A 26,746-nucleotide genomic window follows, 5' to 3' on the forward strand; every position below is an offset into this window, starting at 1 on the left:
TGCCGACTAAGTATGGAAATTATCAATGAATTAAAATAAATAAAGTAAAAACATATGGTTAATGAATCTGTCACGCAGGGTGGTGGGATGCATGATGTATTTTTTTACGTAACGATGTCGGATGTTTTTGCAAATTGTGCTAGTCTTTCTGGCCTTCGCAGACCCTATATTATTTTGTGTCACATGTACGTGAGTTTGTTTAAGGTTCATTCATAATTGTCTTAAAGGTGACATGTAGACTCAGTGATAACGTGCGTTCTTAAGCATAATTCGAGGTCTCTGGGTTAAAGTTTTTTGTGAGCAGGTTCCTAATGAGAGTAATAGAAACGCAGGTCGCAGGTGTAAAGCTGATTGAACCCAAGGTTTTCGGTGATCACCGCGGTTTTTTTATTGAAACTTTTCGAAAGAGTCGCTATCAAGAGCTACTCGGTATTGATGCTGAATTTGTACAAGATAACCACTCCCGTTCTTCGCAGGGGGTTTTGCGCGGATTGCATTTTCAGACAGCCAAGCCACAGGGTAAATTGGTACGCTGTGTTCGTGGTGAGGTTTACGACGTGGTTGTTGATATCCGTCCCGATTCGCCTACCTTCAAGAAATGGGTTGGAGTTTATCTGTCAGAGGACAACAAGAACCAGCTTTGGGTACCACCGGGTCTGGCTCATGGCTTTGTTGTAGTTTCAGACTCCGCTGATTTTGAATATAAATGCACAGATTACTATGATCCGAGTAATGAGGGATGTCTGCTTTGGAATGATCCAGAAGTCGGTGTCGAATGGCCAGTTAGCGAACCGCTGCTGTCGCCGAAGGATTTGCAGGGAAAACTATTTAGAGAGCTTTTCTAATGCGTGTACTTTTGACTGGTGCAGCAGGGCAATTGGGGCGCTGTTTTATCGACCGCTTTCCTGCTGATTGGATCCTGATGGCAACCGACAGTCAGCAATTGGATATCACTGATCCTGTTGCTGTGTCAGCAGTAGTGGCTCAGTTTATGCCGGAAGCCATCGTCAACGCCGCAGCTTACACTGCAGTGGATAAGGCGGAATCGGAGCCGGAGAAGGCCAAAGCTATTAATGTAGATGGGCCAGGTTTTTTGGCAGCAGCTGCGGCAAAGCTGGATATTCCCTTCGTGCATATTTCAACCGATTATGTTTTTGATGGCACCGCTTCAGAACCCTACTGCGAACATACCCCATGCTCACCTAAAAGTATCTATGGTCAAACCAAGCTTGACGGTGAAATTGCGGCACTGAAAGCTAACCCTAAAACTGTTGTGATCAGAACGGCTTGGGTTTTTAGCGAGTACGGCAATAACTTTGTTAAAACCATGCTACGGGTAGGGGCTCAACGAGCTGAACTTGGTGTGGTGAGTGATCAGTATGGTTGTCCAACTTATGCTGGTGACATTGCGGCTGTCATCATTGCAATGCTTTCAAAACCGCAGCTGTCATATGGTATCTATCACTATTGTGGTGATACTGCAGTTTCCTGGTTTGACTTTGCGCAATCGATTTTCAAGGAAGCACAAGCTTGTGAGCTGTATCCGCACCAAGTGAAAGTTAATCCTATTGCTAGTCATGAGTATCCAACTCCGGCATCTCGGCCTGCTTACTCGATTCTCAGTACTGACAAGATCTGTGCCTTAAACCTTAGGCCAAGCCCATGGAAACAACAGCTTAAAATTGTACTCCATAAGATATTATCGCAGTAGTGGTCCTTCAATTGGATGAGATTAAAGGGGATAATGTTATCCCCTTTAGCATTTCTGTTTATAGGTAAATCACTGCCACTTGTCACGATCGGCATTGAGCCTTATAGCCACCCTGATTGCAGGGCTTTTAGTTACTGCAATAAATTAAGGGTTGAGGAATTAGATACTGCATGGCTGTAGAAAAAGAGAGATTTCAGATAGTTGCATCTATCGTTTTATTTAACCACAGCTATGAGCAAGTGGAGGCCACGCTGACTTCACTCCTCAACGAGCATTGCGTTGGCAAAATTGTTTTAATCAACAATGGTGGGGCTGACTGGGCTGCTTCCCTGGGAAATGAGCGGATTAGTTACATCCATTCTGCGGTAAACGGCGGTTTTGGCTATGGCCACAATCTGTCCATGAAGCGTTATCTCGATAGTTGCGATTATTTTCTTATTTGTAATCCAGATATCAGTTTTGAAGTTGGCGCATTGGCACAGTTACATCATTTTGCCTGCGTGAGCGGGCACCAATTCGTCTCCCCACGTATTCGTTATAGCGATGGTCGCTTTCAATATAGTTGTAGGCTGTTGCCAACACCAGCAAATCTTTTCCTCCGTCGTTTCCTGCCGAAATGGGGTGCGAAGATAGATGTTGATTACGAATTACAGAAGGCTGACTACGATAAAATTTTTGCGGTCCCTTCGGTTTCCGGCTGTTTTATGTTGCTGAAATCCGAGTTACTGAGCCGGCTGGACGGCTTCGATGAGCGATATTTTATGTATTTGGAGGATGTGGATCTTTGTCGCCGGGCTTTGAAGTTGACGAATATTGTTTATTTTTCGGGAACGACAATCACACATGCATTCGGTAAGGGGTCGTATAAGAGTTTGATTTTATTGCGATATCATATTCATTCAGCCATATTGTACTTTAACAAGTGGGGTTGGTTTTTTGATAGTGATCGCTGCAATTACAACCAAAAGTATTTAAAAACGATCCCGATGGCCCCAACGCGTGATGGTCACTAAGGCCTTGCTGTAAACGTTAAATTGAACCTAAGGTGTTGATTATGTTTGTTTATGTTGATGATGAACGCATAGTGTGCGTCGCTGATAACTCCGCGGAGGTTGGTAAATGAATAACCCTCATAAAAAAATGCCGTTAACTCCGCTAGCGCTGGTAAGCGCATTATGGGGATTCAAGTCACTGATTTTACAAATGACCAAGAGAGAAGTTGTTGGTCGGTACAAAGGGTCAACGATGGGGTTGGCCTGGTCTTTTTTGAATCCTCTGTTCATGTTGGTTGTCTACACTTTTGTATTTTCAGTAGTTTTTAAAGCCCGCTGGTCAGTAGGGGGCGATGAGAGCCGTACGCAATTTGCCGTTATTTTGTTTGTCGGTATGATAGTTCATGGCTTCTTTGCCGAAGTGATCAATCGCGCGCCGCAAATTATTTTGGGCAACACGAACTATGTCAAAAAGGTGGTCTTCCCATTGGAAACTCTGCCAGTGATTGGTCTTTGTGCTGCGTTGTTCCATACGTTGATTAGCCTGGTAGTTCTACTGTGCGCCTTTTTCATTTTTAACGGTTTTCTACATTGGACAGTGGTATTTATCCCGCTGGTATTTTTGCCACTAGTGATTTTTTGCCTTGGGTTAGGTTGGATCCTGGCCTCTCTGGGCGTGTTTATCCGTGATGTGAGTCAGACGACAGTGATTATTACCACGGTAATGATGTTTTTGTCCCCGGTCTTCTTCCCAGTCACTGCGCTGCCGGAAAAATATCGTATCTGGATCATGCTCAATCCGCTGACTTTTATTATCGAACAAGCTCGAAGTGTATTGATTTGGGGGCGTTTTCCTGATTGGCAAGGGTTGGTGATATATACGCTGGCTGCAACTGTAGTAGCTTGGCTAGGCTATGTATTCTTCCAAAAAACCAGAAAGGGGTTTGCCGATGTCCTCTAATGAAATTGCAATTGAAGTCAAAGGATTAAGCAAATGCTATCAGATTTATGATCGTCCACGCGATCGCCTGAAGCAATTTTTTGCACCTAAATTGCAGCGAGCTGTTCGCCGTGAGTCTCGACGTTACTTTCGCGAGTTTTGGGCGCTTAGAGATGTCTCTTTCAGCATAAAGAAAGGGGAAACTGTTGGAATTATCGGGCGTAATGGTGCGGGGAAATCAACCCTGCTGCAGATGATTTGCGGCACTTTGACTCCTACAGCAGGTGAGGTTCAGGTTAACGGCCGAATTGCTGCTTTGTTAGAACTGGGTGCCGGATTTAATCCGGAATTCACCGGCCGTGACAACGTCTATCTCAATGGCTCCGTTTTGGGGTTCTCGCGTGAGCAAATTGACGCGCGTTTCCAGGAAATTATTGATTTTGCGGATATTGGTGAGTTTATTGATCAACCGGTAAAAACTTACTCCAGCGGGATGTATGTCCGTTTGGCATTTGCCGTTCAGGCTTGTGTTGAGCCAGAGATACTGATCGTCGATGAGGCGCTGGCGGTGGGGGACATCGGATTTCAGTATAAATGCTATAAACGTATGGAAGCACTGCGAGCCCAAGGGGTAACTATTATTATGGTCACCCATTCCACCGGTAGCATTCTGGAGTATGCTGATCGCTGTTTGGTAATGAACGATGGGCAGTTGGTCGGAGATACTCATGACGTATTAGCCGCGGTTCTCGCTTATGAAAAAGGCATGTTGCTGACCCAGGCCGCGCCTAAAGAAAAGCGCCAACATGTCGATGGCTCTGCCATCAAAGATGTGGCGACACTCCAGGCGATTCAATCTGAACAGACCAATGTTGAAATCGGTGAAAAGCGTTTTGGCACCGCGCGGGCAATAATTGAGAATCTGCAGATCTATAAAGCGGATGGCACTCCATTGTCGGAAAAACCATTGGTGCGAGCTGGTGAAGAGTTGACTTTTGACTATACTCTATTGTCTTCAGAGATCATTGAGGACATCGCACTTGGTGTCTCAATTTCCAAGGCGCAAGGGGGGGATATTTGGGGGGACAGCAATATTGGTGCTGGCGTTCCTATTACCCTGAAGCCCGGCGAGCAGCACATTGTATATAAGGTCAAGCTGCCGATAAATTCCGGTGACTATTTGGTGCACTGCGGATTGGCGCGGGTAGGCAAGGGGGAGCGGGAAGAGCTTGATCAGCGTCGCCCGATGATGAGGTTGAAGTTCTGGTCATCGCGCGAGTTGGGTGGTGTTATTCATGCTCCGGTAAAAATTTTGCTGGAGGAGGAGTAACGCTATGCTGGCTATTTTTTTACCGCCTTATTCTTTCCGAGGTGTAAAAGCACCTTATCTGTGGGTGTTTTATCGTCTACTCAGTACGTTGAAGGAAAAAAGTCTCTTTATTACTGGCAGTGATTACCTACGAGATCCGCTTGAGTGGCGCGAACAAGAGCGTTGGGAATTCGATGAGCCTACGATGCGTAATTTGGGCTATACGCTGCCGGACCAAGACAGGTTCAACCAGCATGAATTCAGCCTGCTTGATGAAGAGCTGTTTACTAGGTTATTGAATGAACACCACCATAATCCAATGGCAGTATTCCAAGCGTTCCTAACGCAGAGCATTCCGGAATTGGAGTCTGAGTTACGTAGCGTATTGCTGGATAAGAAAAAACTTGGAATTAAGGCGATACTCAGTATCTGCAACTGCCCGTCGTTGGAAAATGTAGCGAAGGAATTGTCGATCCCTGTGCTCCACTTTGAGGTTGGTCCTCTGCGTGCACCAATGTATTTGGGAACTGGCTATATTGATTTCAGCGGCGTTAATGGAAATACTGAGGCGCAAGCTCGCTACCTGCAGGTGGCGCAAGATTGCAAGGTTCAGCTAACCATGGGTGAACTACACCAATTTTTTGCAGAAGCGTTACTGCCGCAGAAGGGTGACGCTGAGTTCGAGATTGGGTTGGTCATGCAGGTCGAAGATGACTCGAACATTATTGCCTACAGTAACGGTTTTAATAATTTATCATTGTTGTCCTATGCACAAACGTTGTGTTCCAGCGACAACTTATTGATTCGACTTCACCCCGGCAGTCGTTTTCAACTGCAAAATGTGCAATCTGAAATTGATCATTCACCTAATAGCCTTGAGTTCCTGAATCGTTGTCAGAAGATCGTGACAATAAATTCGAGTGTTGGGTTGGAAGGTTTGTTGCTGAAAAGTGAAGTGCAAGTCTTGGGTGACAGTTCTTACAGTTTTATCAATGAAGCGGGTGATGAATCTGAGTGCGCCAACAGAATGGCATTCTATCTGTTTGCTTATCTCGTGCCATTTGATCTGATATTCGATACGGACTATTTGCATTTTCGTCTGTCTGAACCAGCGGAAATCGATATAGTACGATACCACTTGAACTTTTATTCAGCTGGAGCTGACGAGTTGACAAGCATGAAAGGGATGGATATCGGTGAGTTGATCTCTGACCGTGTTAAGCGTGATAACGACGTTCGTGCAGAGGTTTTCCGTATTATTGAAGAGCAAAAACAAAGGATTGAAGAAAAGCACCAATTGATCGCGTTGTTGGAAGACCAATTGCAACAGAGAAAAACGCAGTTGCGGATGCAGTTGGAGGAGAACCAGGATCTTCAAGAGTCGTTGCAGCAAAAACAGCAACAGCATGAAGAAGCTTTATTGCATCTGCAAAAGTCGTTGCAGCAAAAACAGCGACAACATGAAGAAGCATTATTGCAACTGAAAGTCGTAGAAGAAAATAAGAGCGCCCAAGAACTGGAACAAGAACTCAAAGTTCTACAGTCAGAAGTTGGGAGCAAAACGCATGAAATTTATGCGTTGCACTCTGCGCTTAGCCAAAAAGAAGGTGTTCTAGAACAGCAGTATTCTGTAATGGCTCGAATGCGCAATAGTTTGTCATGGAAGTTGACTATGCCTGTGAGGATGGTTGGTCGTGTAGTTCGTGGTGAATTTGGTGTTATACGCGACTTTACTCACCACTACTTTACGCATAAGTTTTCCAGTAACCGTTCCTTGACTGCCAAGGTCTGGTACGCGTTCCGAAGCCATCCGCAGCCATATCGTGCATTGGGTCGCAAGGCGAAAACGGCTTTAGGCCTGGTGGCCAAAGGCCGCTTTTCCGAATTGAAGTCGAGTTTACGCCGAACCGCGAAGAATACCGCAGATGCGCCGATGCCACTGACGCATATTGATACCCAGCATGTGGTAATTCTCGCTTCCAGACACACTCTGTATGTGGCTCATCGAGTGCAAAAATCGCTGGCCGATATTGGGTTAGGGGTAACGATAATCCATGCTTATTCCTCAATTGCCGACAGCGGACAAATGCATATCGTTATTTGCCCGCAGATGTTCCCTGAATTACCGAAGAACTTTGTGGCTTTCCAAATGGAACAGTCAATTAACCCTCGTTGGTTTACGACTGAGTACTTTGCCATTCTGGAGCGTGCAATTGCGGTCTTTGACTACTCATTGACCAATATTGAATATCTGTTGCAGCACGGTGTGCCATATCAAAAGCTGTTCTACATGCCAGTATCGTCCTATCATAACTATGCTGAGCATTTGAGCCAAACTGGTTATAATTTGCAGCCGATTAAAGATGAGACACCGATTGATGTTTTGTTTTATGGCGATCCTAACTGTGAACGTCGACAAAATTATCTGAGCCAGTTAAGTCAACGTTTCAATGTCCATATTGCCTCAGAGGTATTTGGCCAGGATCTGACCCGATTGGTACAGCGTGCGAAATTGATCGTCAATATTCATTATTATGAAGATGCCTTGCTGGAGACTACGCGACTCTATGAAACGCTGTCACTCGGCACGCCGATTGTCAGCGAAACAAGTTCTGATATTCATCATCATGACAATCTGGTTAACGTGATCGATTTTGCACCGGTGGGCGACATTGACGCTATGGCTGATAAAATTAAGCGTCTGTTGTCTGATGACAACTTCTATACGCGTCGTCGTCAGGATATAGCTGATTTTTCTCGCTTGGATACACAGTTTGACGCCTACTTCAAACGTTATTTACTGGCTAACGATCTGATTGACTTCCAGGTTTACAAAAACAGTGTCGACTTTATTCCGCACAATGGGGTAGATATTCCGAAGTTGTGTCTGTCACTGACTGAAACTCCAGTGCGTAAACAGGCATTTCTTAGTAAACCGACGCATGGCTTTCAGTTGATTGAAGGCGTACGTCATCGTATTGGTTGGATTGGCTGCGGCATGAGCTATAAGTATATGCTGTCGACACTGGCCGATCGTAAAACTGAAATGGCAATAATTTGCGAAGATGACGTGCTATTCCCGGCTGATTTTGACATTCGACTCGAAAAGATCGTCGGGCATTTACGGGAAACCGAGTGGGATTGGCATGTGTTTGCCGGCATTATTGCGCATTTACACGAAGACACCAGCATTCTGGCGGTTAAAGAAATAGACGGTATTGAATATGTCTACATCAACCGCATGACTAGCATGGTAATGAACATTTATTCCCGCCGTGGCATTGAACTTATCAGTCAGTGGGATGAGAAAAACATCGACTCCCAGAACAACACTATCGATCGCTATCTTGAGTCAGCTCCAGGATTGACTGTGGTGACGACATTGCCATTTATGGTGGGTTACGCCGAAGATCAATATTCAACGTTGTGGGGTTTTGTTAATACACAATACACCGACATGATACGCAATAGTGAACTCATGCTGGCTGAGAAGGTTAAGGTATTCAAGGCGCGACAGGCCGAAACTACCGGTTCATAAAGATGCTTTCATCAGGTTGATAGGTAAAAAACGACCGGCCAGTCTACTGGCCGGTTTTTTTCTTATGAGCTCAGATAGCTGAAAGTTTTAGACTACAATTCAATCTCTTGAAACTCATTATGTGACCTATCGCACCAATCACTACCCACGCGGTTCAATCCTGAGTTAACATGTGTGCCACATCACAAAACCTGTTGGCTAAAGTTGTTAACAGGGTCATCCTCAGACAGGAGTTCCTCAATGTCCAAGCAACAAATCGGCGTTGTCGGCATGGCGGTAATGGGCCGCAATCTGGCACTGAACATCGAAAGCCGTGGTTACACCGTTTCGATCTTTAACCGTTCAGGCGACAAAACCGACGAAGTTATTGCAGAGAATCCGGGTAAAAACCTGGTGCCGCACTACACCGTTGAAGAGTTTGTTGAATCTCTGGAAAAACCACGCCGCATTTTGCTGATGGTGAAAGCGGGCGAAGCGACTGACAAGACCATTGCTTCCCTGACTCCGCATCTGGATAAAGGTGACATTCTGATCGACGGTGGTAACACCTACTATCAGGACACCATCCGTCGTAACCGCGAACTGTCTGACCAAGGTTTCAACTTCATCGGCACTGGCGTTTCCGGTGGTGAAGAGGGCGCATTGAAAGGCCCTTCAATCATGCCTGGTGGCCAGAAAGAAGCTTATGAGCTGGTGGCGCCAATCCTGAAAAAAATCGCTGCGGTAGCGGAAGGCGAGCCTTGCGTGACCTATATCGGTGCTGATGGTGCCGGTCACTACGTGAAGATGGTGCACAACGGCATCGAGTACGGCGACATGCAGCTGATTGCAGAAGCTTACTCCCTGTTGAAGCAGGCGCTGAACCTGAGCAACGAACAGCTGGCTGAAACCTTCGCCGAGTGGAACAAGGGCGAACTGAACAGCTACCTGATCGACATCACCAAAGATATCTTCACCAAGAAAGATGAAGAAGGTACCTACCTGGTTGACGTGATCCTGGACGAAGCAGCCAACAAAGGCACCGGCAAATGGACCAGCCAGAGCTCTCTGGATCTGGGCGAGCCACTGTCGTTGATCACCGAGTCGGTGTTCGCGCGTTACCTGTCCTCACTGAAAGACCAGCGTGTTGCCGCGTCTAAAGTGCTGACCGGTCCTAAAGCGACTCCAGTGAGCGGTGACAAAGCTGAATTCATTGAGAAAGTGCGTCGTGCACTGTACCTGGGTAAAATCGTTTCCTATGCACAGGGCTTCTCTCAGCTGAAAGCGGCTTCCAAAGAAAACAACTGGGATCTGCACTACGGCGATATCGCCAAGATCTTCCGTGCCGGCTGTATCATTCGCGCTCAGTTCCTGCAGAAAATCACCGACGCTTACGCACACGACGCAGATATTGCCAACCTGTTGCTGGCGCCATACTTCAAGCAGATTGCTGATGAATACCAGCAGGCGCTGCGTGATGTGGTGTCCTACGCGGTGCAAAACGGCATCCCTACGCCGACCTTCTCTGCGGCGATTGCCTACTACGACAGCTACCGTTCAGCGGTTCTGCCTGCCAACCTGATCCAGGCGCAGCGCGACTACTTCGGTGCTCACACTTACAAACGTATCGATAAAGAAGGCGTATTCCATACCGAATGGATGGAATAACCCCAACGTTTGAAGTATAAAAAAAGCCGCCGAGGTTTACGCCCGGCGGCTTTTTTATTGCCTGTAAAACAGGGTTATTTCTGGTGCCGTTCGCGCAGCCGGCCAATCACTTTGCTCAAGTCCAAATCCTGATCCTGCAGCAACACCAACAGGTGATAAATCAGATCAGAAGCTTCGTTGGTCAACTCTTCGCGATCGTTCACCGTGGCGGCCAGGGCGGTTTCCACGCCTTCTTCACCGACTTTCTGTGCGATACGCTTGGTGCCACTGGCGTACAGGCTGGCGGTGTAAGAGCTGTCGGGACTGGCCGTCTTGCGTTCCGCCAGCAGTTGTTCCAACTGATACAGAAAACCCCAATCGCTGCTGGCCGGGTGGAAGCAGCTGGTGTTACCCAGGTGGCAAGTCGGGCCGATTGGATTGGCCAGAATCAACAGCGTGTCGTTGTCGCAGTCCGGGGTGATGCTAACCACGTTAAGGAAGTGGCCAGAGCTTTCGCCCTTGGTCCACAGGCGCTGTTTGGTGCGTGAGAAAAAGGTGACCTTGCCGCTCTGTTCGGTGACGGCCAGCGCTTCCTGGTTCATATAGCCGAGCATCAGCACTTCGCCGGATACGGCGTGCTGGACGATCACTGGCAGCAGGTGGTCAGTTTTTTCCCAGTCGAGCTGGTTTCTTTGCTGTTCTGTTAACACAGGCGGATCTCCACACCTTGTTCGGACAAGAACCTTTTCAGGTCGCCGATATTAATGATTTGCTTGTGGAACACCGAAGCGGCCAGCGCGCCATCGACGTCCGCATCGCGGAACGCCTCCAGGAAGTGTTCCATGGTGCCCGCGCCGCCGGAGGCGATCAATGGTACCTTGCACACTTCACGCACTCGCTGCAGTTGCTCCAGATCGTAACCGTTGCGTACGCCGTCCTGATTCATCATGTTCAGCACAATTTCGCCGGCGCCGCGCGTTTGCACTTCTTTCACCCAATCCAGGGTTTCCCACTGGGTGACTCGGGTGCGGCTTTCGTCTCCGGTGTACTGGTTTACGTGATATTTGCCGGTTTCACTGTCGAACCAGGTATCAATGCCGACCACAATACACTGCACGCCAAAGCGATCCGCCAGGCGGCTAATCAGCGTAGGGTCTGCCAGCGCCGGGGAGTTGATGGAAATCTTGTCGGCACCGAAGGAGAGGATCTGGCTAGCGTCTTCCGGGCTTTTAATCCCACCGGCGACGCAGAAGGGGATGTCGATCACCTCTGCCACGCGCGATACCCAGCTTTTATCTACCACCCGACCATCGCTTGACGCGGTGATATCGTAAAACACCAGTTCGTCTGCGCCTTCCTGTGCATAGCGCTGTGCCAGCGGCACGATATCGCCGATAATCTCATGGTTGCGGAACTGCACGCCTTTCACTACCTGCCCGTCTTTAACATCCAGGCACGGGATTATCCGTTTTGCCAGCATGCGATCGCCTCCTCAACGCTAAACTTACCTTCCAGCAGGGCACGCCCCACAATCACACCTTCAACGCCACTGCCGCGCAACTGGGCGATATCATCCAGATTGCCGATGCCGCCAGACGCCTGGAAGGCGATCTGCGGATAGCGTTGGCTGATTTCCTGATACAGCGCCACGTTGGAACCGGCCAGCGTGCCGTCACGGGAAATGTCGGTGCACAGCACGTGTTTCAGGCCATAAGGCAGGAATTGCTCCACCACCTGTTCCAGCGTAGCGTCCGAGTTTTCTTGCCAACCACTGATGGCCACACGCTTGGTGCCGTCCACATCAATGCGCACGTCCAGCGCCAGCACCATGGCATCGGCGCCGTAGCGTTCGAACCAGCCCTGTACCAACTGCGGCTGTTTTACCGCGGTGGAGCCGATCACCACGCGGGTCGCACCGGCCTCCAGCAGGGCAACAACGTCTTGCTCATTGCGAATGCCGCCACCGACCTGGACCGGCACGTTAACTCCCGCCAGCAGCTTGCGCAGCAGGGGGATCTGGCGCGCGGTGGGGTCTTTGGCACCGGTCAGATCGACCAGGTGCAATACCTGAGCACCCTGTTGCTGATAGTCCTGCAGGCGCAGCAGCGGATCGTTGCCATAGTCGCGCTGCTGGCCGTAATCGCCCTGATGCAAACGCACCACGGTGCCGTCGATCAAATCCAAAGCTGGAATAATCATGCTGCCTACATCTCCAGAAAGTTTTTCAACAGTTGCGCACCGGCCGCGCCAGATCGCTCTGGATGAAACTGCACGCCGAAGAAATTGTCTTTTTGCACGGCGGCGGTGAAGGGCTCGCCGTAGTTCGCCTGGGCGATGGTGCTTGGGCATATCGGCATCGCATAGCTGTGAACGAAGTAGAAGTAGGCACCGTCCTCGATGCCGCGGAACAGGTGATGACCCGCCTGGGCAGATACCTGATTCCAGCCCATGTGCGGCAACGGCAGGCCGAAGTCGGTCATCTGGGTTACCGGGGTATCGATAATGCCCAGCGTATCGATACCGCCGTTCTCTTCACTGCTCTTGGCCAACAACTGCATACCGAGGCAAATCCCCAGCACCGGCTGGGTACAGGCCTTGATCAGCTCAATCAGCTCACGCTGTTGCAACTGGTCCATCGCCGCCTGCGCGGTGCCAACGCCCGGCAGGAACAGCTTGTCGGCGCGCAGGACGATCTCCGGGTCACGGCTTACCTCCGGCTGATAGCCCAGACGCTGCACCGCGTAGGTGACAGAGGCGAGGTTGGCGCAGCCGGTGTCCAGAATCACCACGTCCATCACAGCACTCCTTTCGAGCTCGGGAGGGTGTTGCCCTCAACGCGGATCGCCTGGCGCAGCGTGCGGCCAAACACTTTGAACAGGCTTTCGACACGGTGGTGGTCGTTTTTACCCTTGGTTTTCAGGTGCAGGGTGCAGCCCATGGTGTAGGACAGCGAACGGAAGAAGTGTTCGACCATTTCGGTGCTCAGATCGCCGACACGCTGATAGTTGAATTCTGCTTTGTATTCCAGGTGCGGACGGCCGGAGATATCCAGCGCGCAGCGTGCCAGGCACTCGTCCATCGGCAGCACAAAGCCGAAGCGTGCGATGCCGCGTTTGTCGCCGAGCGCCTTGTTCAGCGCTTCGCCCAGTGCCAGGCCAGTGTCTTCCACCGTGTGGTGATCGTCGATATACAGATCGCCTTTCACGTTGATGTCCATGCGGAAGCCGCCGTGGGTGGCGATCTGATCCAGCATGTGATCGAAGAAGCCCACGCCGGTCTTGATCTTGCTGCCGCCTTCGCGATCCAGCCAGACGTTGACGTCGATCTGCGTTTCTTTGGTCACGCGGTTAACCTGGGCATGGCGATCGCGCTGGGTCAGTTGGCGCGTAATTTCTTTCCAGCCCAGGGTGTCGCGCTGATAGCGCAGCCCCTTAATACCCATGTTATCCGCCAGTTGCACATCGGTTGGACGATCGCCGATCACGTAACTGTGAACGGTATCCATCACGCCGGGCTCCAGATAGCCTTTGACCAGTGCGGTCTTCGGCTTGCGGCAGTCGCAGTTGTCCGCCGGCAGGTGCGGGCAGATCAGGATATCTTCAAAGTGGATGCCCTGAGAACTGAGGATCTGCATCATCAGGTCGTGCGGCGGATCGAAGGTTTCCTGCGGGAAACTGGCGGTGCCGAGGCCATCCTGATTGGTGATCATCACCAGTTGATAACCCGCTTGCTGCAAACTCAGCAGGCAAGGGATCACGTCCGGCTCCAGCGCCAGCTTGTCCAGGCGATCGACCTGGAAGTCTTCCGGCGGTTCAGCAATCAGCGTGCCGTCACGGTCAATAAAGAGGAATTTCTGGCTCACATTGGCTCCTGGCGAGTCTCGGTTGCACCGGGCAGGGCAGACAGCGCGTCAACCACGCGCTGGCATTCGTCACGGGTGCCTATGGTGATGCGCAGGCAGCCGGACAACCCAGGTTGTTTATTTTGGTCTCTTAAGATAATGCCCTGATCCCATAAGGTTTTAAACACATTACTGGAAGCAGTGAATCGTGCCAGCAGGTAATTGCTGTCACTGGTGAAAACCTGTTCAACGCAGGCACAGTTTTGCAGCGCCTGCTGCAACCAACTGCGGTTGGCGGCAATCTCGGTAACCCGTTGACGCATCACGCGGATCCCTTCGGTGCTGAGCGCCTGAGCGGCGATATCGGCGACCGGGGTGGACAGCGGATAAGGGGCGATCACCTTCAGCAGCAGGGCGATCAGTCCTTCGTTACCGAGGGTAAAACCACAGCGCAGCCCGGCCAGCGCAAAGGCTTTGGACAGGGTGCGCAGCACCGCCAGATGCGGGTAGTCGTTCAGCCAGCCGGCTACGCTTGCCTGCGGGCAGAATTCGATATAGGCCTCGTCAACCACGACGATCGCCTTGCCTTTGGCCATTTCGAGCACGGCGCGCAGGTCGTTGGCATCGATCAGGTTGCCGGTCGGGTTGTTGGGGCTGCAGACGTAAATCAGCTTCACGTTGTCCAGGCTGTCGGCGATGGCCGGTAAATCCAACTGCCAGTCCTGTTTGGCCGCCACGGTACGGCGCTCCACGCCAAAGGTTTCTGCGCTGACGGCATACATGCCGTAGGTCGGCGGGCAGAACAGGATGGCGTCTTTGCCTGGCTCACAGAATGCGCGGATCAGCAGTTCGATTCCTTCGTCCGCACCGCGGCTGACCAGTACCTGCTCCTTCTTAACCCCGGCGTAATCGGCGTAGCGTTCGATCACCAGCGCCGGCTGGCACTCCGGGTAACGGTTAAAGGTTTGAGCGGTCAGTTGGAACTCGGGGGCAATCGGGTATTCGTTGGCGTTTAGCCACACGTCGCCGTTGCCGCCCAGACGGCGTGCCGACTGATAAGGGGTCAGATCGCGAACGTTGGTGCGTGCCAGATTTTCAATGCTCATGCTTGCTCCTTCAGGGCGGCAACGCGCAGGGTCACGGCGTTTTTGTGGGCAATCAACTGCTCGGCGGCGGCCAGGGTTTCAATGGTGGCGGCCAGATTCATAAAGCCCTGCGGCGTCAGCTCTTGCACCGTCATGCGCTTTTGGAAATCCGCCAGGCCCAGGCTGGAACAGGTGGCGGTATAACCGTAGGTCGGCAACACGTGGTTGGTGCCGGACGCATAATCACCGGCAGACTCCGGCGACCAGTCGCCAAGAAACACCGAACCGGCACTGGTGATGCTGTCGACCAGCTCACGGGCATTGCGGGTCTGAATGATCAGGTGCTCCGGGCCGTACTGGTTGCTGATGGCCACGCATTCGGTCAAGTCTTTGGCGACGATCAGTCGGCTGCTGGCCAGCGCCTGACGGGCGGTTTCGGCGCGTGGCAACTGTGCCAGTTGCTGCTCTACCGCTTCGGCTACCGCCTGTGCCATGGCGGCGTCCGGTGTCAACAGGATCACCTGCGAGTCCGGGCCGTGTTCCGCCTGCGACAGCAGATCCGAGGCGACGAATGCCGGCGTGGCACCGGCGTCGGCGATCACCAGCACTTCGGAAGGGCCGGCCGGCATGTCGATGGCCGCACCGTCCAGCCGTTGGCTGATTTGGCGTTTGGCTTCGGTGACAAAGGCATTGCCCGGCCCGAAGATTTTCGCCACGCGCGGTACAGAGTCGGTGCCGAACGCCATGGCGGCAATCGCCTGTGCACCGCCAGCCTGAAACACCTCTTTCACACCGCACAGTTGCGCGGCATACAGAATTTCATCGGCAATCGGTGGCGGTGAGCACAGCACCACGCGACGGCAACCGGCGATGCGTGCCGGTGTCGCCAGCATCAGTACGGTAGAAAACAGCGGTGCGGAGCCACCGGGAATATACAGCCCGACCGAATCGATCGGGCGGGTTATCTGCTGGCAACGCACACCCGGCTGGGTTTCCACATCGACCGGCGGCAGCTGTTGCGCATTGTGGAAGGTTTCCACATTGGCAACGGCCACGGCCATGGCCTGCTTGATCTCATCACCCAGACGAGCGCTGGCGGCGGCTATCTGTTCGGCGGTGACGCGCAGCGCGCCAACCTCGGTTTTATCAAATTTGGCGCTGTAATCGCGCAGCGCCTGATCGCCATTGGCCTTCACGTTGTCGAGGATTTCGCTCACCGTGCGGGTGATGCTGTCCGAGGCGGAGATCGCCGGGCGCATCAGCAGTGCTGTGCGCTGTTCGGCGCTGCAGTCTGCCCAGTTGACCAGAGTATTGAAGTTCGACATGGCCTTACTCCATCATCTTCTCAATTGGCAACACCAGAATCGAGCTGGCACCCAGCGCTTTCAGTTTTTCCATGGTTTCCCAGAACAGGGTTTCGCTACTGACCATGTGCATGGCTACGCGGTTCTGTGCGCCGGCCAGCGGCAGAATGGTAGGGCGTTCGGCACCCGGCAGCAGCGCGACGATTTCGTCCAGACGCTCGCTTGGCGCGTGCAGCATGATGTACTTGGATTCACGCGCCTGGATCACGCCCTGAATACGGGTCATCAGGCGGTCGATCAGTTGCTGTTTGGCTTCCGGCATTTCGCCGTCGCGTTGGATCAGGCAGGCTTTCGAGCGGTAAATCACTTCCACTTCACGCAGACCGTTGGCTTCCAGCGTAGCGCCGGTGGAAACCAGGTCGCAGATGGCGTCGGCCAGACCGGCACGTGGTGCCACTTCAACCGAACCGTTCAGCAGGCAGGATTTAAAGCGCACGCCCTGTTTGTCGAGGTATTGCTTCAGCAGGTGCGGGTAAGAGGTGGCGATGCGGGCATCTTGCAGGCTTTGCGGGCCGGTATATTCACTGTCGAGTGAGGTGGCCAGCGACAGGCGGCAGCCGCCGAAGTCCAGGCGGCGCAGGGTGAAATAGCGCGGGTCTTCGCCCTGGGCGCGGCGGTTGAGCAGCTCTTCTTCCAGCACGTTCTCACCGATAATGCCCAGGTCGACCACGCCGTCCATCACCAGGCCCGGGATATCGTCATCGCGCACGCGCAGGATATCAATCGGCATATTCTCCGCGAAGGCGATCAGGCGTTGTTGCTGCAGGTTGATTTTGATACCGCAGCGCGCCAGCAGCTCCTGTGATTCATCACTCAGGCGGCCCGATTTCTGCATTGCTATCCGTAAACGTGTTTTATCCAACATGGTAACCTCTGTTTAATCTGTAATTTTATGAATTTATTATGAAAATTATTTTGTCTGTCTGTCCGGAGCCAAAAAAAAACCCTCGGAAGAAATCTTCCGAGGGCTCTCTCTTGCATTCTGCGCGCCACTGGAAGATTAACTAACCGTCTTCCAGCACACATCGCCTGAAAGACTAGTCAGGGTGATGGTGATGATGGTGGCTGAACTGAATGCGTGTCATGGTGTGTTCTCTGTATAAAGTCGCTACAAACTCAATTGCTAATTAACCTAAACTATCCGCCGTCTGTCGCGCAACTCTTTTTTGTCGTCATAAATTTAATTTATTGAAACAGGTTGAGTTATTAGCTGGACGCGACTTTACCTAAGCTTAAGGTCGGTGGATTGAATCACTACGCCGACTGGCGTAGCCTTAATGGGCAAAGCGCTGCAGTCTTCAAGAGAGGAAGATCATGAAAAAGGTAGCCATTATTGGCCTGGGTTGGTTGGGTATGCCGCTGGCTCTGTCGCTGATGAGCCGTGGATTTGACGTTGTTGGCAGTAAAACCACGCCGGATGGCGTCGAGGCCGCACGGATGAGCGGGATTGAATGCTATCAGTTGGAAATGACGCCGGAACTGATTTGCGAACCGGAGGATCTGGAAGCACTGTTGCGCGTTGATGCGCTGGTGGTGACGTTACCCGCTCGCCGTACCGTCGAAGGCAGTGAAAACTATTTTAATGCGGTGCGCATGCTGGTGGACAGCGCGATGGCTTTCGGCGTGCCGCGCATCCTGTTTACCAGTTCAACCTCGGTGTACGGTGAAACCACCGGCACGGTGCGCGAAGACTCGCCGCTGAAGCCGGTTTCGCCTTCGGGGCAGGTGCTGGCAGAGCTGGAACGTTGGCTGCATGAGCTGCCGAACACCTCGGTGGATATTTTGCGTCTGGCGGGGCTGGTGGGAGCCGATCGTCATCCTGGCCGATTCCTGGCCGGTAAAGTTGACGTTAAAGGCGGCTCGCAAGGGGTCAATCTGGTGCATCAGGACGACGTGATCGGTGCGATCCAACTGCTGCTGAAATTGCCGAAAGGCGGCCATGTTTATAACCTGTGTGCGCCGGCCCATCCGACCAAGCGCGAGTTCTACCCGGCGCTGGCCGAACAATTAAATCTGGCACCTCCGCAGTTCGCCGCCGAGGCGGAGCAGGGCGGGCGGCTGGTGGACGGCAGCCGTATCTGCAATGAACTGGGGTTTGAATATCAGTACCCGGATCCGGCGCGTATGCCGGTCAACTAAACGTTTGAACATGCCCTGCCAAGTGCGGGGCATTTTTTATATTGTCATCTGAGTGTCTTCGCGCTGTAACTCAATCGTCTTATCCCCTGCCTACAATCGCCTTTCCGATATAAAGTCCCAAAGAGGATGACCCATGTTATTCATAAACTCCCTGCCGACGGTGCGGGCGGTTGCCCCATGCCGGTATCTCTCCCGAGCCATCGTTCTGGCTCATCCATCCCTATTATTTATCCAGCCTTTCTGTTCTCAGCGGCCCACGGCTGCGGGCGGTTGCCATGAGTGATGACTCTCGGGGGCCGATATCCATTACCACCTCCGGCTTGTGCTACTGCATTGGCGAACGGCCGATCCTGCAACAGATCGATTTGACCATTCCCGCTGGTGAGACGCTGGCGCTCCTGGGGCCTTCCGGCTGTGGCAAAAGTACCTTGCTGAAGCTGCTGGCCGGCCTGTTGTCGCCGGAACTGGGCAGCATCTCCTTCGGTGAGTTGCGGGTGGCCGATGCGCACTACAGCCTGCCGCCAGAACAGCGCAATTTGGGGATGGTATTTCAGGATTACGCCCTGTGGCCGCATATGAGCGTGGCACAAAACGTGGGTTTCCCACTGCAAATGCGCGCTATCGCCCGGCCTCAGCGCCATCAGCGGGTGATGGCTGCGCTGGCGCGCGTGGGGTTGGCTGATTTTGCCGAACGCCGCCCGGCCGAGCTGTCGGGTGGGCAGCAGCAACGGGTTGCACTGGCGCGGGCGATTGTCGCTGAGCCGCAGGTGTTGTTGTTCGACGAACCGCTTTCGAATCTCGACCGCGATCTGCGCGAGTCCTTGTCCCATGAAATGGCCACTCTGTTGCGGCAGTTGCGCACCACGGCGGTGTACGTCACTCACGATCGCAACGAAGCGGCGGTGATGGCCCACCGGGTGGCGTATATCGCCGGCGGCCGTATTGCCGAAATGAACTCTCTCTAATGGCTTAAGGATAAATAACATGTTCTTTCAACCGCGTATTACAGGTCGCATGACAAAAACAGGAGTGACTGTAGCTATGGCATTGTCTTTCGCCATGATGAGCAGCAACGTACAGGCGCTGACGTTGTATACCGCCGGTCCGGGGTCGTTGGCCAAGAAACTGGCCGCCGGTTATGAAAAGCAGAGTGGAGTCAAAGTAGATATTTTCCAGGCAACCACCGGTAAGGTGATGGCACGGCTGGAAGCCGAACAGGCTAACCCGCGGGCGGACGTACTGATTTCAGCCTCCTGGGATACCGCGACAGATTTGCAACAACGCGGTTGGTTATTGGATTACCAGAGCCCTAATGCGGCTGAAGTCCCGACGCAGTTTAAAACCTCATCTTATGTTGCGCAGGGGATTTCGGCACTGGGCATTGTCTGGAACAGCAAAAGCGGTACGCCGGAACCGAAAGACTGGCGCGATCTGACGCAGCCGGTGTTTAAAGACAAGGTCACTACGCCAGATCCGGCGCTTTCCGGTGCGTCGCTCGATCTGTTGCTGGGATTGCAACAGGCGCAGGGCGAGCAGGCCTGGCAGCTGTTTGACAGCCTGAAAGCCAACGGTGCCATCATTGCCGGTCCGAATGCGCAGGCGTTGACGCCGGTGTTGCAGGGGGCCAAAGCGGCAGTGTTCGGCGCGGTGGATTACGTCTCTTACAACAGTATGGCGGACGGTGAAACGATCAAGGTGATCTTCCCGTCGAGCGGCACGGTGATTGCGCCAAGGCCGATGATGATCCTGAAGTCGACGCAGCACGCGGATCAGGCACGGGCATTTGTCGACTATGTTCTCTCTCCTGAAGGACAACGGGCGGTGGCGGATGCCTGGCTGATGCCGGCGCGTCAGGATATTGAGGCCAAACGCCCACTGTTCAAAACGCTCAAGCTGTTACCGCAGGGAGATACCCCGGCGGCCTCACGTTCCGCTTTGCTCGATCGTTTCGCCACACTATTTGGTCAACGATAAGTTGCGTGCCGGGGGAATGATGAAGAATGCACTGCTGCCCGGCATCACGGTGGCCGTTCTGTTGCTGCTGGTCGCCATGCCGATGTTATTTGTGGTAATGCAGGCGGTGTTTCCGCAGTTGGCACAGGGATCGCTGGCCAAGCCGTTCAGCGCTTTTCCTGCGTTGCTGGCGGATCCCACCTTGTTCAGGCAACTGAGTGACACGCTGTGCGTCGGGGTTGGCGTAGCCCTGGTCAGCGCAGTACTCGGCATACCGCTGGGCGCACTGCGGGGATTGTTTGCGCTGCCTTATGCCAGGCTGTGGGATTTGTTGTTCCTGATCCCTTTTCTGATCCCGCCTTACATTGCGGCGCTGTCGTGGATGCTGGCGTTGCAACCCAGCGGCTATCTTGAACAGCTGTGGCCCATACGGCTGAGTGGGCTGCTGTTCTCGCTGCCGGGGGTGATCCTGGTGATGTCGCTGAATATCTTTCCGGTGGTGTATTTTGCCGTTTCACGCAGCATGGCCGCCGGTGGCAGCCGTTTGGCGGAAGTGGCACGGGTGCATGGCGCAGGGCCGTGGCGAGCATTCTGGCGTATTACCTTACCGCTGGCGGCACCGGCGATCGCCGCCAGCCTGCTGCTGGCTTTTACGCTGGCAATAGAGGAGTACGGCGTACCTGCCGCGCTGGGTTCCCGTGCGGGGGTTCTGGTACTGACGTCCGGCATTGAGCAGCGCCTGGCAGACTGGCCCATCGACCTGACCGGGGCGGCTGTGCTGTCGTTAATTTTGGTCGGGTTGGCGCTAAGTGCATTTTGGTTGCAGCGTGCCATTGCCGGATCCCTCCAGGTGGAAACCACCACCGGAAAACCGGCCACGGTAGCGATAAGGCCGTTGGGCAAGGGGTATTGGCCGACCATTGCGTTGTTCAGCGTAACGGCGTTGCTGTCGGTAGGCTTACCCTTGGCATCAATGTTGGCGACGGCCTTTTCCGCCACGCTCTCGGGTGGGCTGTCATGGAGCAACCTGACGTTGGGGCATTTCGCGCCGTTGCTTGAAACGGACAACGATGCCTTTTCTGCATTGGCCACCAGCCTGTCTCTGGCATTAGGGGCGGCGCTATTGACCGGGGTGGTCGGTTTTCTGGCGGCCTGGCTGGTGGTGGGCAAGCGAGTGCGCGGTGCGGTGTTGATCGACGCGCTGTCACTGTTACCGGCAGCTTTGCCGGGAATTGTGGTGGGGGTAGGGTTGATCCTGGCCTGGAACCGCAGTTTTTGGCCGCTGTCGCCTTACAATACCTGGGGGATCCTGCTGCTCGCCTACAGCTGCCTGTTGCTGCCTTATCCGGTGCGCTACGCCGGCGCGGCGCTGCGCCAGATTGGTGGCAATCTGGAGGCGGCGGCCAGGGTGCATGGCGCTTCGCCGCTGCAGGCACTGCGACTGATCATGCTGCCACTGGTGTTTCCCAGCCTGTTGGCGGCGGCGATGCTGGTGTTTGCCGTTTCGGTACGTGAATTGGTGACCTCACTGCTATTGTCTCCGGCCGGGGTACAAACGGTGTCGGTGTTTGTCTGGCGTCAGTTTGAACAAGGTTCGGTAGGGGACGGCATGGCGATGGCCAGCATTGCGGTAGTGCTTAGCCTGACGGTGATGTTACTGGCCATGAGGTTGCACCAACGCCATAGCAGCTGAAGCCTCCCCGGCGCGCTGCAAATCCTCCAGCAATGCGCTTAGTGCCTCCTTTGGCAAGCCGGGCCGGGTCACCAGACTCAATGCCGCCTGATAAGACAGCGCCTGCCCACCTAACTGTTTCAATGCGCCTTGTTCTACCCAGCGCGCGGCGTAATGGGTGGGCAGATAACCGAGATACTCGCCGCTGAGCACCAGATGGGCGACCCCTTCCATATGATGGGCAACGGCACCGAGGTTTAGCGGTGCCAGCGGGCAGAGCTGCTGCGCCAGCAGGTAGCCGCGTTTGACCCAGCGCGCATTTTCAATCTGTTCACGTCCCGGCTGCTCCAGTGCAAACAACGGGTGATCGCTGCTGCAATAGACCGCCTGCGTCTCTGCTATCCAGGGCTGATATTGCAGCTCGTCCAACTGCTGGCCAAAATAACCGATACCCACATCGAGCTGCTGATTCAGCAACCCCTGTTCCAGTTCGCCGGGGGCGCAAATTCGGCACTGCAACTGCACATCCTGATGTCGACGTTGAAACTGTTTGATGGCACGACTGAAGGGATTACCCGGTAGCGACACCAGATTATCCACCAGGCCGATCTGCAGATCGCCGGTCAACAGGCCGTTCAGCGACTGACTGACGCGGGTAAAGTCACGCGCAGCGTTAAACAGGGTGCGGCAGGCGATCAGCATGCGTTCGCCTTTCGGGGTCAGCATAAAACCGGAACGGCCGCGCTGACACAGGCGAAATCCCAGTCGGGTCTCCAGCGTGGCGAGATGGGTGCTGATGGTCGACTGATTCATCAACAGCGTTTCCTGAGCCGCGCTGACGCCCTGGGCTTCCGCAACGGCGACGAATACCCGCAGCAGTCGCAGATCAATATCGCTCAAATTGGTGAGCATTCTCTCCTCCACGGAAATCGCTAATTGTTAACCATTGCATAACATCACCGAGGGGGTTCGGTGGGCAGATAACTGTGTCTTTATGGCATGGGAGTTAAATAAAAGCCAACGGTTCAATGCGTTACTAATCATCGGTATTTTCAATACTTACATTCTAAAGATGGAATGGTAGCCCTGTCAGGTGTCAGGGTAGCCTGTAATTGTTATCCAAATGTTGAAACTCACCGACGCTCGAACAAGGAAAGCCCATGTTGAATCAACCCCAAAGTGGCAACGATATGCCGCGTTTTGCCGGTATCCCTACCATGATGCGCCTGCCCGTCGCAGATGATGCACGGGGGCTGGATGCGGCCTTCGTCGGTATTCCCCTTGATATTGGTACTTCAAATCGCAGCGGTACGCGTTATGGACCGCGGCAAATCCGGCAAGAATCGGTGATGCTCCGCCCTTACAACATGGGCACCGCCGCCGCGCCTTTTGAACGGTTGCAGGTGGCCGACCTGGGGGATGTGGCCATCAACCCCTACAGCCTGGAGGACAGTGTCCGCCGCATTGAGCTGGCCTATAACGACATTTTGGCCCACGGCTGCATTCCACTAACGCTGGGGGGCGATCACACACTGACGTTACCTGTCCTGCGTGCGATGGCCAGCCGATATGGCCCGGTCGGCTTGATTCACATAGATGCCCACTCTGACACCAACGAGGAGATGTTTGGTGAAAAGTTGGCGCACGGGACGACTTTTCGCCGCGCCTTTGAAGAGGGGCTATTGCAGCCACAGCGGGTGGTACAGATTGGGCTGCGTGGCAGCGGTTATGAGGCCGATGATTTCGACTGGTCCAGCAAACAGGGATTCCGCGTGGTACCGGCGGAAGCCTGCTGGTATCGCTCGTTGGCACCGCTGATGGCAGAAGTGCGTGAACAGATGGGCAATGCGCCGGTTTACCTCAGTTTCGACATTGACGGTCTGGATCCGGCTTTTGCACCGGGCACCGGCACACCGGAGGTCGGTGGGCTGTCGGTTTGGCAGGGCCTGGAAATTGTCAGAGGCTGTCGGGGGCTGAATCTGGTCGGCAGCGACGTGGTGGAGGTCTCGCCGCCTTACGATCGTTCCGGCAATACCGCGCTACTGGCGGCTAACCTGCTGTTTGAAATGCTGTGCGTGTTGCCTGAGCGATAAGGCCTCGCCATACCCTGACCGGCGGAGCCGTTGCGCCAGATACCGAATAATAGCAAGCATGCGGAGTGACTGATGAATCTCGACCTGCTGGTAGTGGTGTTTTACTTTTTGGTGATAGGGGCGGTGGGATGGCTTGGCGTTCGCCGGGCTACCACCAAGGAAGATTATCTGGTGGCCGGCCGCAATCTGGGGCCCTGTTTGTACCTGGGCACGCTGTCCGCCGTGGTATTGGGTGGTGCGTCAACCATTGGCAGCGTCAAGCTGGGTTACACCTACGGGATCTCGGGGGTATGGCTGTGCGGGGCGCTGGGTGCGGGGATTGTGGTGTTGAGCATGGTGTTGGCCAAACCGCTGCTCAAACTCAAGCTCTACACCGTCAGTCAGGTGCTGGCGCGACGCTATCATCCGGCCGCCAGAGTCACCAGCGGTGCCATCATGCTGGCTTACGATCTGATGGTGGCGGTCACCTCGATTATCGCCATCGGCAGCGTGATGCAGGTGATGTTTGACCTGTCGTTCACCGCTTCAATTCTGCTCGGCGGCGGTTTGGTGGTGCTTTATTCCACGCTGGGCGGCATGTGGTCACTGACGCTGACCGATATCATCCAGTTTATTATTATGACCGTCGGCATGATGCTGGTATTGATGCCGATGAGCATCGTCAAGGCCGGTGGCTGGGCGGCGTTCAGCAGCCAACTGCCGGACAGCTACTACCAGCTGTCGTCGATCGGGCTGGATACCATCCTGGTGTTCTTCCTGATCTACTTCTTCGGCATTCTGATCGGTCAGGATATCTGGCAGCGGGTATTTACCGCCCGCAGCAGCAATATTGCCCGTTACGCCGGGCTGGGGGCTGGGGTTTACTGCGTGCTGTATGGCGTGACCGGTGCTCTGATTGGCATGGCCGGAAAGTTGGTGCTGCCGCAACTGAGCAATACCGATGGCGCTTTTGCCGCCATTGCTCAGGCGGTGTTGCCGGCGGGCGTCAGCGGTTTGGTGGCGGCTGCCGCGTTGGCGGCGCTGATGTCGACGGCCAGCGCCTGTCTGTTAGCGTCCTCAACTATCGCGCTGGAGGACGTACTGCCGGCGATCCGCAAGCGGCCTTCCGGTGGCTTGGCGGCCGGGCGACTCACGACACTGATCATGGGCTGCATTATGCTGGGGCTGGCGTTTGTGGTGCGGGACGTGATGATGGCGCTGACGCTGGCTTATAACCTGCTGGTGGGGGGGATGCTGATCCCGCTGATCGGCGCTATTTTCTGGCAGCGCGCCACCAGCACCGGGGCTATTGCCAGCATGCTGACCGGCAGCCTGTGCGTGTTGGGGCTGATGTATTACCAGGGTATTGAGGCCAACAGCCCGATCTACGGTGGCCTGCTGGCGGGCGGCGCGGCCTTTCTGATTGGCAGTTTGCTGACCCGACCCAGTCTGCAGCAGCAGGTTCAGCCCGAGTAATGGGTAAAATGGGGCTGTGATGCGTAGCCCCATAACCGGCTACAGCCAGCCGGATCTCTTCAGTTTTTGGTACAGGAAGAAGCAGCCGACGGCGGTGACCCCGAGAATGGTGTGATAGGCCCAGGGGAATTTCAGCTCCGGCATATTGGCAAAGTTCATGCCGTACAGGCTGAATATCACCGTTGGGATCGCCAGGATCGCCCCCCAGCCCGCCAGCCGTTTTACCACTTCGTTCTGTTTTACCGTGACCAGTGCCAGATTGACGTGCATGGCGTTGGTCAGCATTTCTCGCATATCGTCGATGTTACTGACCACCTGGCGGGCATGGTCCTGCACGTCGCGTACATAGGCGCGCAGCTCTTTCGGGATCACTTCTTCATGCAGGCGAATCAGCTGATTGCAGATTTCGTCCATTGGCATCGCCGCATTGCGCAGCGCCAACAGGTGTCGCCGCAGGGTATAGACGTTCTCGATGGCGGTCTGATCAAACTCGGACTTGAACATGTTGGCTTCGATGGCTTCGATATCCGTCTCGAACTTCGCTACCACGGTGCGGTAGTTATCTACCACAAAGTCCATCACCGAATACAAGGCAAAACCCGGGCCACGGCACATTTGCTTGTGGTTTTCTTCGGCCTTGAGGCGGATCGGCGCATAGCTGGGTGAGTCACCGTGGCGTACCGTGACCAGAAAGTTTTTGCCGACAAAAAAGTGGGTTTCGCCGTACTCGACTTCGTCCTTTCCCCATTGCGCGGTTTTGACCACGATAAACAATGAATCGCCGTAGGCTTCGAGTTTTGGCCGCTGGTGGGCGCACAGGGCATCTTCAATCGCCAGATCGTGCAACCCAAACTCTTCTTGCACCTTGCGCATAAAGACGTCCTCCGGCTGCCACAGCCCGAGCCAGACGAAGGTGTCCGGTTGCTTGACCACCTCACTGATATCATCAATGGTCACTTCGCCCAGCCGTTGACCGGCCTTGTATGCCACGCAATTCACAACCATGGTTGCGGTTTCCATCAAGCCAC

24 protein-coding genes and 1 other annotated feature are annotated in these 26,746 nt (G+C 53.9%); of the genes, 13 read left to right on the plus strand and 11 right to left on the minus strand.

Annotation, left to right across the window (positions count from 1 at the left end; all coding sequences use genetic code 11):
- Positions 1-311: 311 nt before the first annotated feature.
- The 7 genes from rfbC to gnd all read left to right on the plus strand — a co-directional run bounded on the left by rfbC (position 312) and on the right by gnd (position 10,137).
- Positions 312-845, plus strand: coding sequence for a dTDP-4-dehydrorhamnose 3,5-epimerase (rfbC, locus tag NHG65_RS08035; protein ID WP_207975677.1), 534 nt, complete (start codon positions 312-314; stop codon positions 843-845).
- Positions 845-1,711 carry a dTDP-4-dehydrorhamnose reductase gene (rfbD, locus tag NHG65_RS08040; RefSeq protein ID WP_207975675.1) on the plus strand — a complete coding sequence of 289 codons (867 nt, stop codon included), beginning with the start codon at positions 845-847 and terminating at the stop codon, positions 1,709-1,711. The genes rfbC and rfbD overlap by 1 nt, the downstream gene beginning before the upstream one ends.
- Before the next feature lie 170 nt (positions 1,712-1,881).
- Entirely contained in the window at positions 1,882-2,724 is an 843-nt protein-coding gene (locus NHG65_RS08045; RefSeq protein ID WP_207975673.1) for a glycosyltransferase family 2 protein, read from the plus strand.
- 106 nt (positions 2,725-2,830) lie between these two features.
- Complete coding sequence (locus tag NHG65_RS08050) at positions 2,831-3,664, plus strand: ABC transporter permease (protein ID WP_207975671.1); 834 nt, start codon at positions 2,831-2,833, stop codon at positions 3,662-3,664.
- Positions 3,654-4,973, plus strand: a complete 1,320-nt coding sequence (locus NHG65_RS08055; RefSeq protein WP_207975669.1) for an ABC transporter ATP-binding protein — start codon at positions 3,654-3,656, stop codon at positions 4,971-4,973. Before NHG65_RS08050 ends, NHG65_RS08055 begins: the two co-directional genes overlap by 11 nt.
- 4 nt (positions 4,974-4,977) lie before the next feature.
- A complete protein-coding gene (locus NHG65_RS08060; protein WP_207975667.1) occupies positions 4,978-8,490 on the plus strand; it encodes a GT99 family glycosyltransferase N-terminal domain-containing protein in 3,513 nt (1,170 codons plus the stop codon).
- A gap of 240 nt (positions 8,491-8,730) precedes the next feature.
- Complete coding sequence (gnd, locus tag NHG65_RS08065; RefSeq protein WP_085115982.1) at positions 8,731-10,137, plus strand: NADP-dependent phosphogluconate dehydrogenase; 1,407 nt, start codon at positions 8,731-8,733, stop codon at positions 10,135-10,137.
- A gap of 74 nt (positions 10,138-10,211) precedes the next feature.
- Here the strand turns inward: gnd and hisIE are convergent, their stop codons facing one another.
- From hisIE to hisL, 9 genes are all read right to left on the minus strand, one after another.
- A complete protein-coding gene (gene hisIE / locus NHG65_RS08070) occupies positions 10,212-10,826 on the minus strand; it encodes a bifunctional phosphoribosyl-AMP cyclohydrolase/phosphoribosyl-ATP diphosphatase HisIE (RefSeq protein WP_099064152.1) in 615 nt (204 codons plus the stop codon).
- Positions 10,820-11,596 carry an imidazole glycerol phosphate synthase subunit HisF gene (gene hisF / locus NHG65_RS08075; protein ID WP_085115985.1) on the minus strand — a complete coding sequence of 259 codons (777 nt, stop codon included), beginning with the start codon at positions 11,594-11,596 and terminating at the stop codon, positions 10,820-10,822. Before hisF ends, hisIE begins: the two co-directional genes overlap by 7 nt.
- Positions 11,578-12,315 (minus strand): 1-(5-phosphoribosyl)-5-[(5-phosphoribosylamino)methylideneamino]imidazole-4-carboxamide isomerase, encoded by a 738-nt coding sequence (hisA, locus tag NHG65_RS08080; RefSeq protein ID WP_099064153.1) that lies wholly within the window; start codon positions 12,313-12,315, stop codon positions 11,578-11,580. Before hisA ends, hisF begins: the two co-directional genes overlap by 19 nt.
- Positions 12,316-12,320: 5 nt before the next feature.
- The gene (gene hisH, locus NHG65_RS08085) at positions 12,321-12,911 is read right to left on the minus strand and encodes an imidazole glycerol phosphate synthase subunit HisH (protein ID WP_099064154.1); all 591 of its coding nucleotides are present in this window, start codon (positions 12,909-12,911) and stop codon (positions 12,321-12,323) included.
- On the minus strand, positions 12,911-13,978 hold the full coding sequence (gene hisB, locus NHG65_RS08090; protein ID WP_099064155.1) for a bifunctional histidinol-phosphatase/imidazoleglycerol-phosphate dehydratase HisB: 1,068 nt from the start codon (positions 13,976-13,978) through the stop codon (positions 12,911-12,913). Before hisB ends, hisH begins: the two co-directional genes overlap by 1 nt.
- Complete coding sequence (hisC, locus tag NHG65_RS08095) at positions 13,975-15,063, minus strand: histidinol-phosphate transaminase (RefSeq protein ID WP_499183142.1); 1,089 nt, start codon at positions 15,061-15,063, stop codon at positions 13,975-13,977. Before hisC ends, hisB begins: the two co-directional genes overlap by 4 nt.
- Complete coding sequence (gene hisD, locus NHG65_RS08100; RefSeq protein WP_499183143.1) at positions 15,060-16,367, minus strand: histidinol dehydrogenase; 1,308 nt, start codon at positions 16,365-16,367, stop codon at positions 15,060-15,062. The genes hisC and hisD overlap by 4 nt, the downstream gene beginning before the upstream one ends.
- A gap of 4 nt (positions 16,368-16,371) precedes the next feature.
- Positions 16,372-17,271, minus strand: coding sequence for an ATP phosphoribosyltransferase (gene hisG / locus NHG65_RS08105; RefSeq protein ID WP_085115991.1), 900 nt, complete (start codon positions 17,269-17,271; stop codon positions 16,372-16,374).
- Between the two features lie 70 nt (positions 17,272-17,341).
- Positions 17,342-17,468 (minus strand) — a sequence feature (His leader region).
- Positions 17,444-17,491, minus strand: a complete 48-nt coding sequence (gene hisL, locus NHG65_RS08110) for a his operon leader peptide (RefSeq protein WP_101495319.1) — start codon at positions 17,489-17,491, stop codon at positions 17,444-17,446. It overlaps the preceding feature by 25 nt.
- Positions 17,492-17,720: 229 nt before the next feature.
- Here hisL and NHG65_RS08115 point away from each other — a divergent pair, with 229 nt between their 5' ends.
- The 4 genes from NHG65_RS08115 to NHG65_RS08130 all read left to right on the plus strand — a co-directional run bounded on the left by NHG65_RS08115 (position 17,721) and on the right by NHG65_RS08130 (position 22,191).
- The gene (locus tag NHG65_RS08115; protein ID WP_099064156.1) at positions 17,721-18,545 is read left to right on the plus strand and encodes an SDR family oxidoreductase; all 825 of its coding nucleotides are present in this window, start codon (positions 17,721-17,723) and stop codon (positions 18,543-18,545) included.
- A gap of 275 nt (positions 18,546-18,820) precedes the next feature.
- The gene (locus NHG65_RS08120; protein ID WP_499183144.1) at positions 18,821-19,510 is read left to right on the plus strand and encodes an ABC transporter ATP-binding protein; all 690 of its coding nucleotides are present in this window, start codon (positions 18,821-18,823) and stop codon (positions 19,508-19,510) included.
- Between the two features lie 49 nt (positions 19,511-19,559).
- Positions 19,560-20,519: an ABC transporter substrate-binding protein gene (locus NHG65_RS08125; RefSeq protein ID WP_413502589.1), complete on the plus strand. Its 960-nt coding sequence runs from the start codon at positions 19,560-19,562 to the stop codon at positions 20,517-20,519.
- Between the two features lie 19 nt (positions 20,520-20,538).
- Positions 20,539-22,191, plus strand: coding sequence for an ABC transporter permease (locus tag NHG65_RS08130; protein ID WP_499183464.1), 1,653 nt, complete (start codon positions 20,539-20,541; stop codon positions 22,189-22,191).
- Here the strand turns inward: NHG65_RS08130 and NHG65_RS08135 are convergent.
- Positions 22,153-23,082, minus strand: coding sequence for a LysR family transcriptional regulator (locus NHG65_RS08135; RefSeq protein WP_499183145.1), 930 nt, complete (start codon positions 23,080-23,082; stop codon positions 22,153-22,155). The genes NHG65_RS08130 and NHG65_RS08135 overlap by 39 nt on opposite strands.
- A 248-nt stretch (positions 23,083-23,330) precedes the next feature.
- On the opposite strand from NHG65_RS08135, the gene speB reads away from it, so the two are divergent.
- Both speB and NHG65_RS08145 read left to right on the plus strand, forming a co-directional pair.
- Entirely contained in the window at positions 23,331-24,263 is a 933-nt protein-coding gene (gene speB, locus NHG65_RS08140; RefSeq protein ID WP_499183146.1) for an agmatinase, read from the plus strand.
- Positions 24,264-24,335: 72 nt separating this feature from the next.
- A complete protein-coding gene (locus NHG65_RS08145; protein ID WP_099064159.1) occupies positions 24,336-25,718 on the plus strand; it encodes a sodium:solute symporter family protein in 1,383 nt (460 codons plus the stop codon).
- A gap of 39 nt (positions 25,719-25,757) precedes the next feature.
- Here NHG65_RS08145 and corA read toward each other — a convergent pair whose 3' ends face one another.
- Positions 25,758-26,738: a magnesium/cobalt transporter CorA gene (gene corA, locus NHG65_RS08150; RefSeq protein ID WP_207975663.1), complete on the minus strand. Its 981-nt coding sequence runs from the start codon at positions 26,736-26,738 to the stop codon at positions 25,758-25,760.
- Between the last annotated feature and the right edge of the window lie 8 nt (positions 26,739-26,746).

Source organism: Serratia myotis (assembly GCF_027474885.1).
Lineage (GTDB): Bacteria > Pseudomonadota > Gammaproteobacteria > Enterobacterales > Enterobacteriaceae > Serratia > Serratia proteamaculans.

What these genes read in the sequence shown, in the direction of transcription:
- rfbD (WP_207975675.1), top strand. Translation starts at nt 845, where the DNA reads ATGCGTGTACTTTTGACTGGTGCAGCAGGGCAATTGGGGCGCTGTTTT.
- NHG65_RS08130 (WP_499183464.1), top strand. Translation starts at nt 20,539, where the DNA reads ATGAAGAATGCACTGCTGCCCGGCATCACGGTGGCCGTTCTGTTGCTG.
- corA (WP_207975663.1), bottom strand. Translation starts at nt 26,738, where the DNA reads ATGGAAACCGCAACCATGGTTGTGAATTGCGTGGCATACAAGGCCGGT.
- NHG65_RS08115 (WP_099064156.1), top strand. Translation starts at nt 17,721, where the DNA reads ATGAAAAAGGTAGCCATTATTGGCCTGGGTTGGTTGGGTATGCCGCTG.
- hisD (WP_499183143.1), bottom strand. Translation starts at nt 16,367, where the DNA reads ATGTCGAACTTCAATACTCTGGTCAACTGGGCAGACTGCAGCGCCGAA.
- hisA (WP_099064153.1), bottom strand. Translation starts at nt 12,315, where the DNA reads ATGATTATTCCAGCTTTGGATTTGATCGACGGCACCGTGGTGCGTTTG.
- hisH (WP_099064154.1), bottom strand. Translation starts at nt 12,911, where the DNA reads ATGGACGTGGTGATTCTGGACACCGGCTGCGCCAACCTCGCCTCTGTC.
- hisF (WP_085115985.1), bottom strand. Translation starts at nt 11,596, where the DNA reads ATGCTGGCAAAACGGATAATCCCGTGCCTGGATGTTAAAGACGGGCAG.
- hisG (WP_085115991.1), bottom strand. Translation starts at nt 17,271, where the DNA reads ATGTTGGATAAAACACGTTTACGGATAGCAATGCAGAAATCGGGCCGC.
- gnd (WP_085115982.1), top strand. Translation starts at nt 8,731, where the DNA reads ATGTCCAAGCAACAAATCGGCGTTGTCGGCATGGCGGTAATGGGCCGC.
- NHG65_RS08050 (WP_207975671.1), top strand. Translation starts at nt 2,831, where the DNA reads ATGAATAACCCTCATAAAAAAATGCCGTTAACTCCGCTAGCGCTGGTA.
- NHG65_RS08120 (WP_499183144.1), top strand. Translation starts at nt 18,821, where the DNA reads ATGAGTGATGACTCTCGGGGGCCGATATCCATTACCACCTCCGGCTTG.
- NHG65_RS08135 (WP_499183145.1), bottom strand. Translation starts at nt 23,082, where the DNA reads ATGCTCACCAATTTGAGCGATATTGATCTGCGACTGCTGCGGGTATTC.
- hisC (WP_499183142.1), bottom strand. Translation starts at nt 15,063, where the DNA reads ATGAGCATTGAAAATCTGGCACGCACCAACGTTCGCGATCTGACCCCT.
- speB (WP_499183146.1), top strand. Translation starts at nt 23,331, where the DNA reads ATGTTGAATCAACCCCAAAGTGGCAACGATATGCCGCGTTTTGCCGGT.
- rfbC (WP_207975677.1), top strand. Translation starts at nt 312, where the DNA reads ATGAGAGTAATAGAAACGCAGGTCGCAGGTGTAAAGCTGATTGAACCC.
- NHG65_RS08145 (WP_099064159.1), top strand. Translation starts at nt 24,336, where the DNA reads ATGAATCTCGACCTGCTGGTAGTGGTGTTTTACTTTTTGGTGATAGGG.
- NHG65_RS08055 (WP_207975669.1), top strand. Translation starts at nt 3,654, where the DNA reads ATGTCCTCTAATGAAATTGCAATTGAAGTCAAAGGATTAAGCAAATGC.
- NHG65_RS08045 (WP_207975673.1), top strand. Translation starts at nt 1,882, where the DNA reads ATGGCTGTAGAAAAAGAGAGATTTCAGATAGTTGCATCTATCGTTTTA.
- NHG65_RS08060 (WP_207975667.1), top strand. Translation starts at nt 4,978, where the DNA reads ATGCTGGCTATTTTTTTACCGCCTTATTCTTTCCGAGGTGTAAAAGCA.
- NHG65_RS08125 (WP_413502589.1), top strand. Translation starts at nt 19,560, where the DNA reads ATGACAAAAACAGGAGTGACTGTAGCTATGGCATTGTCTTTCGCCATG.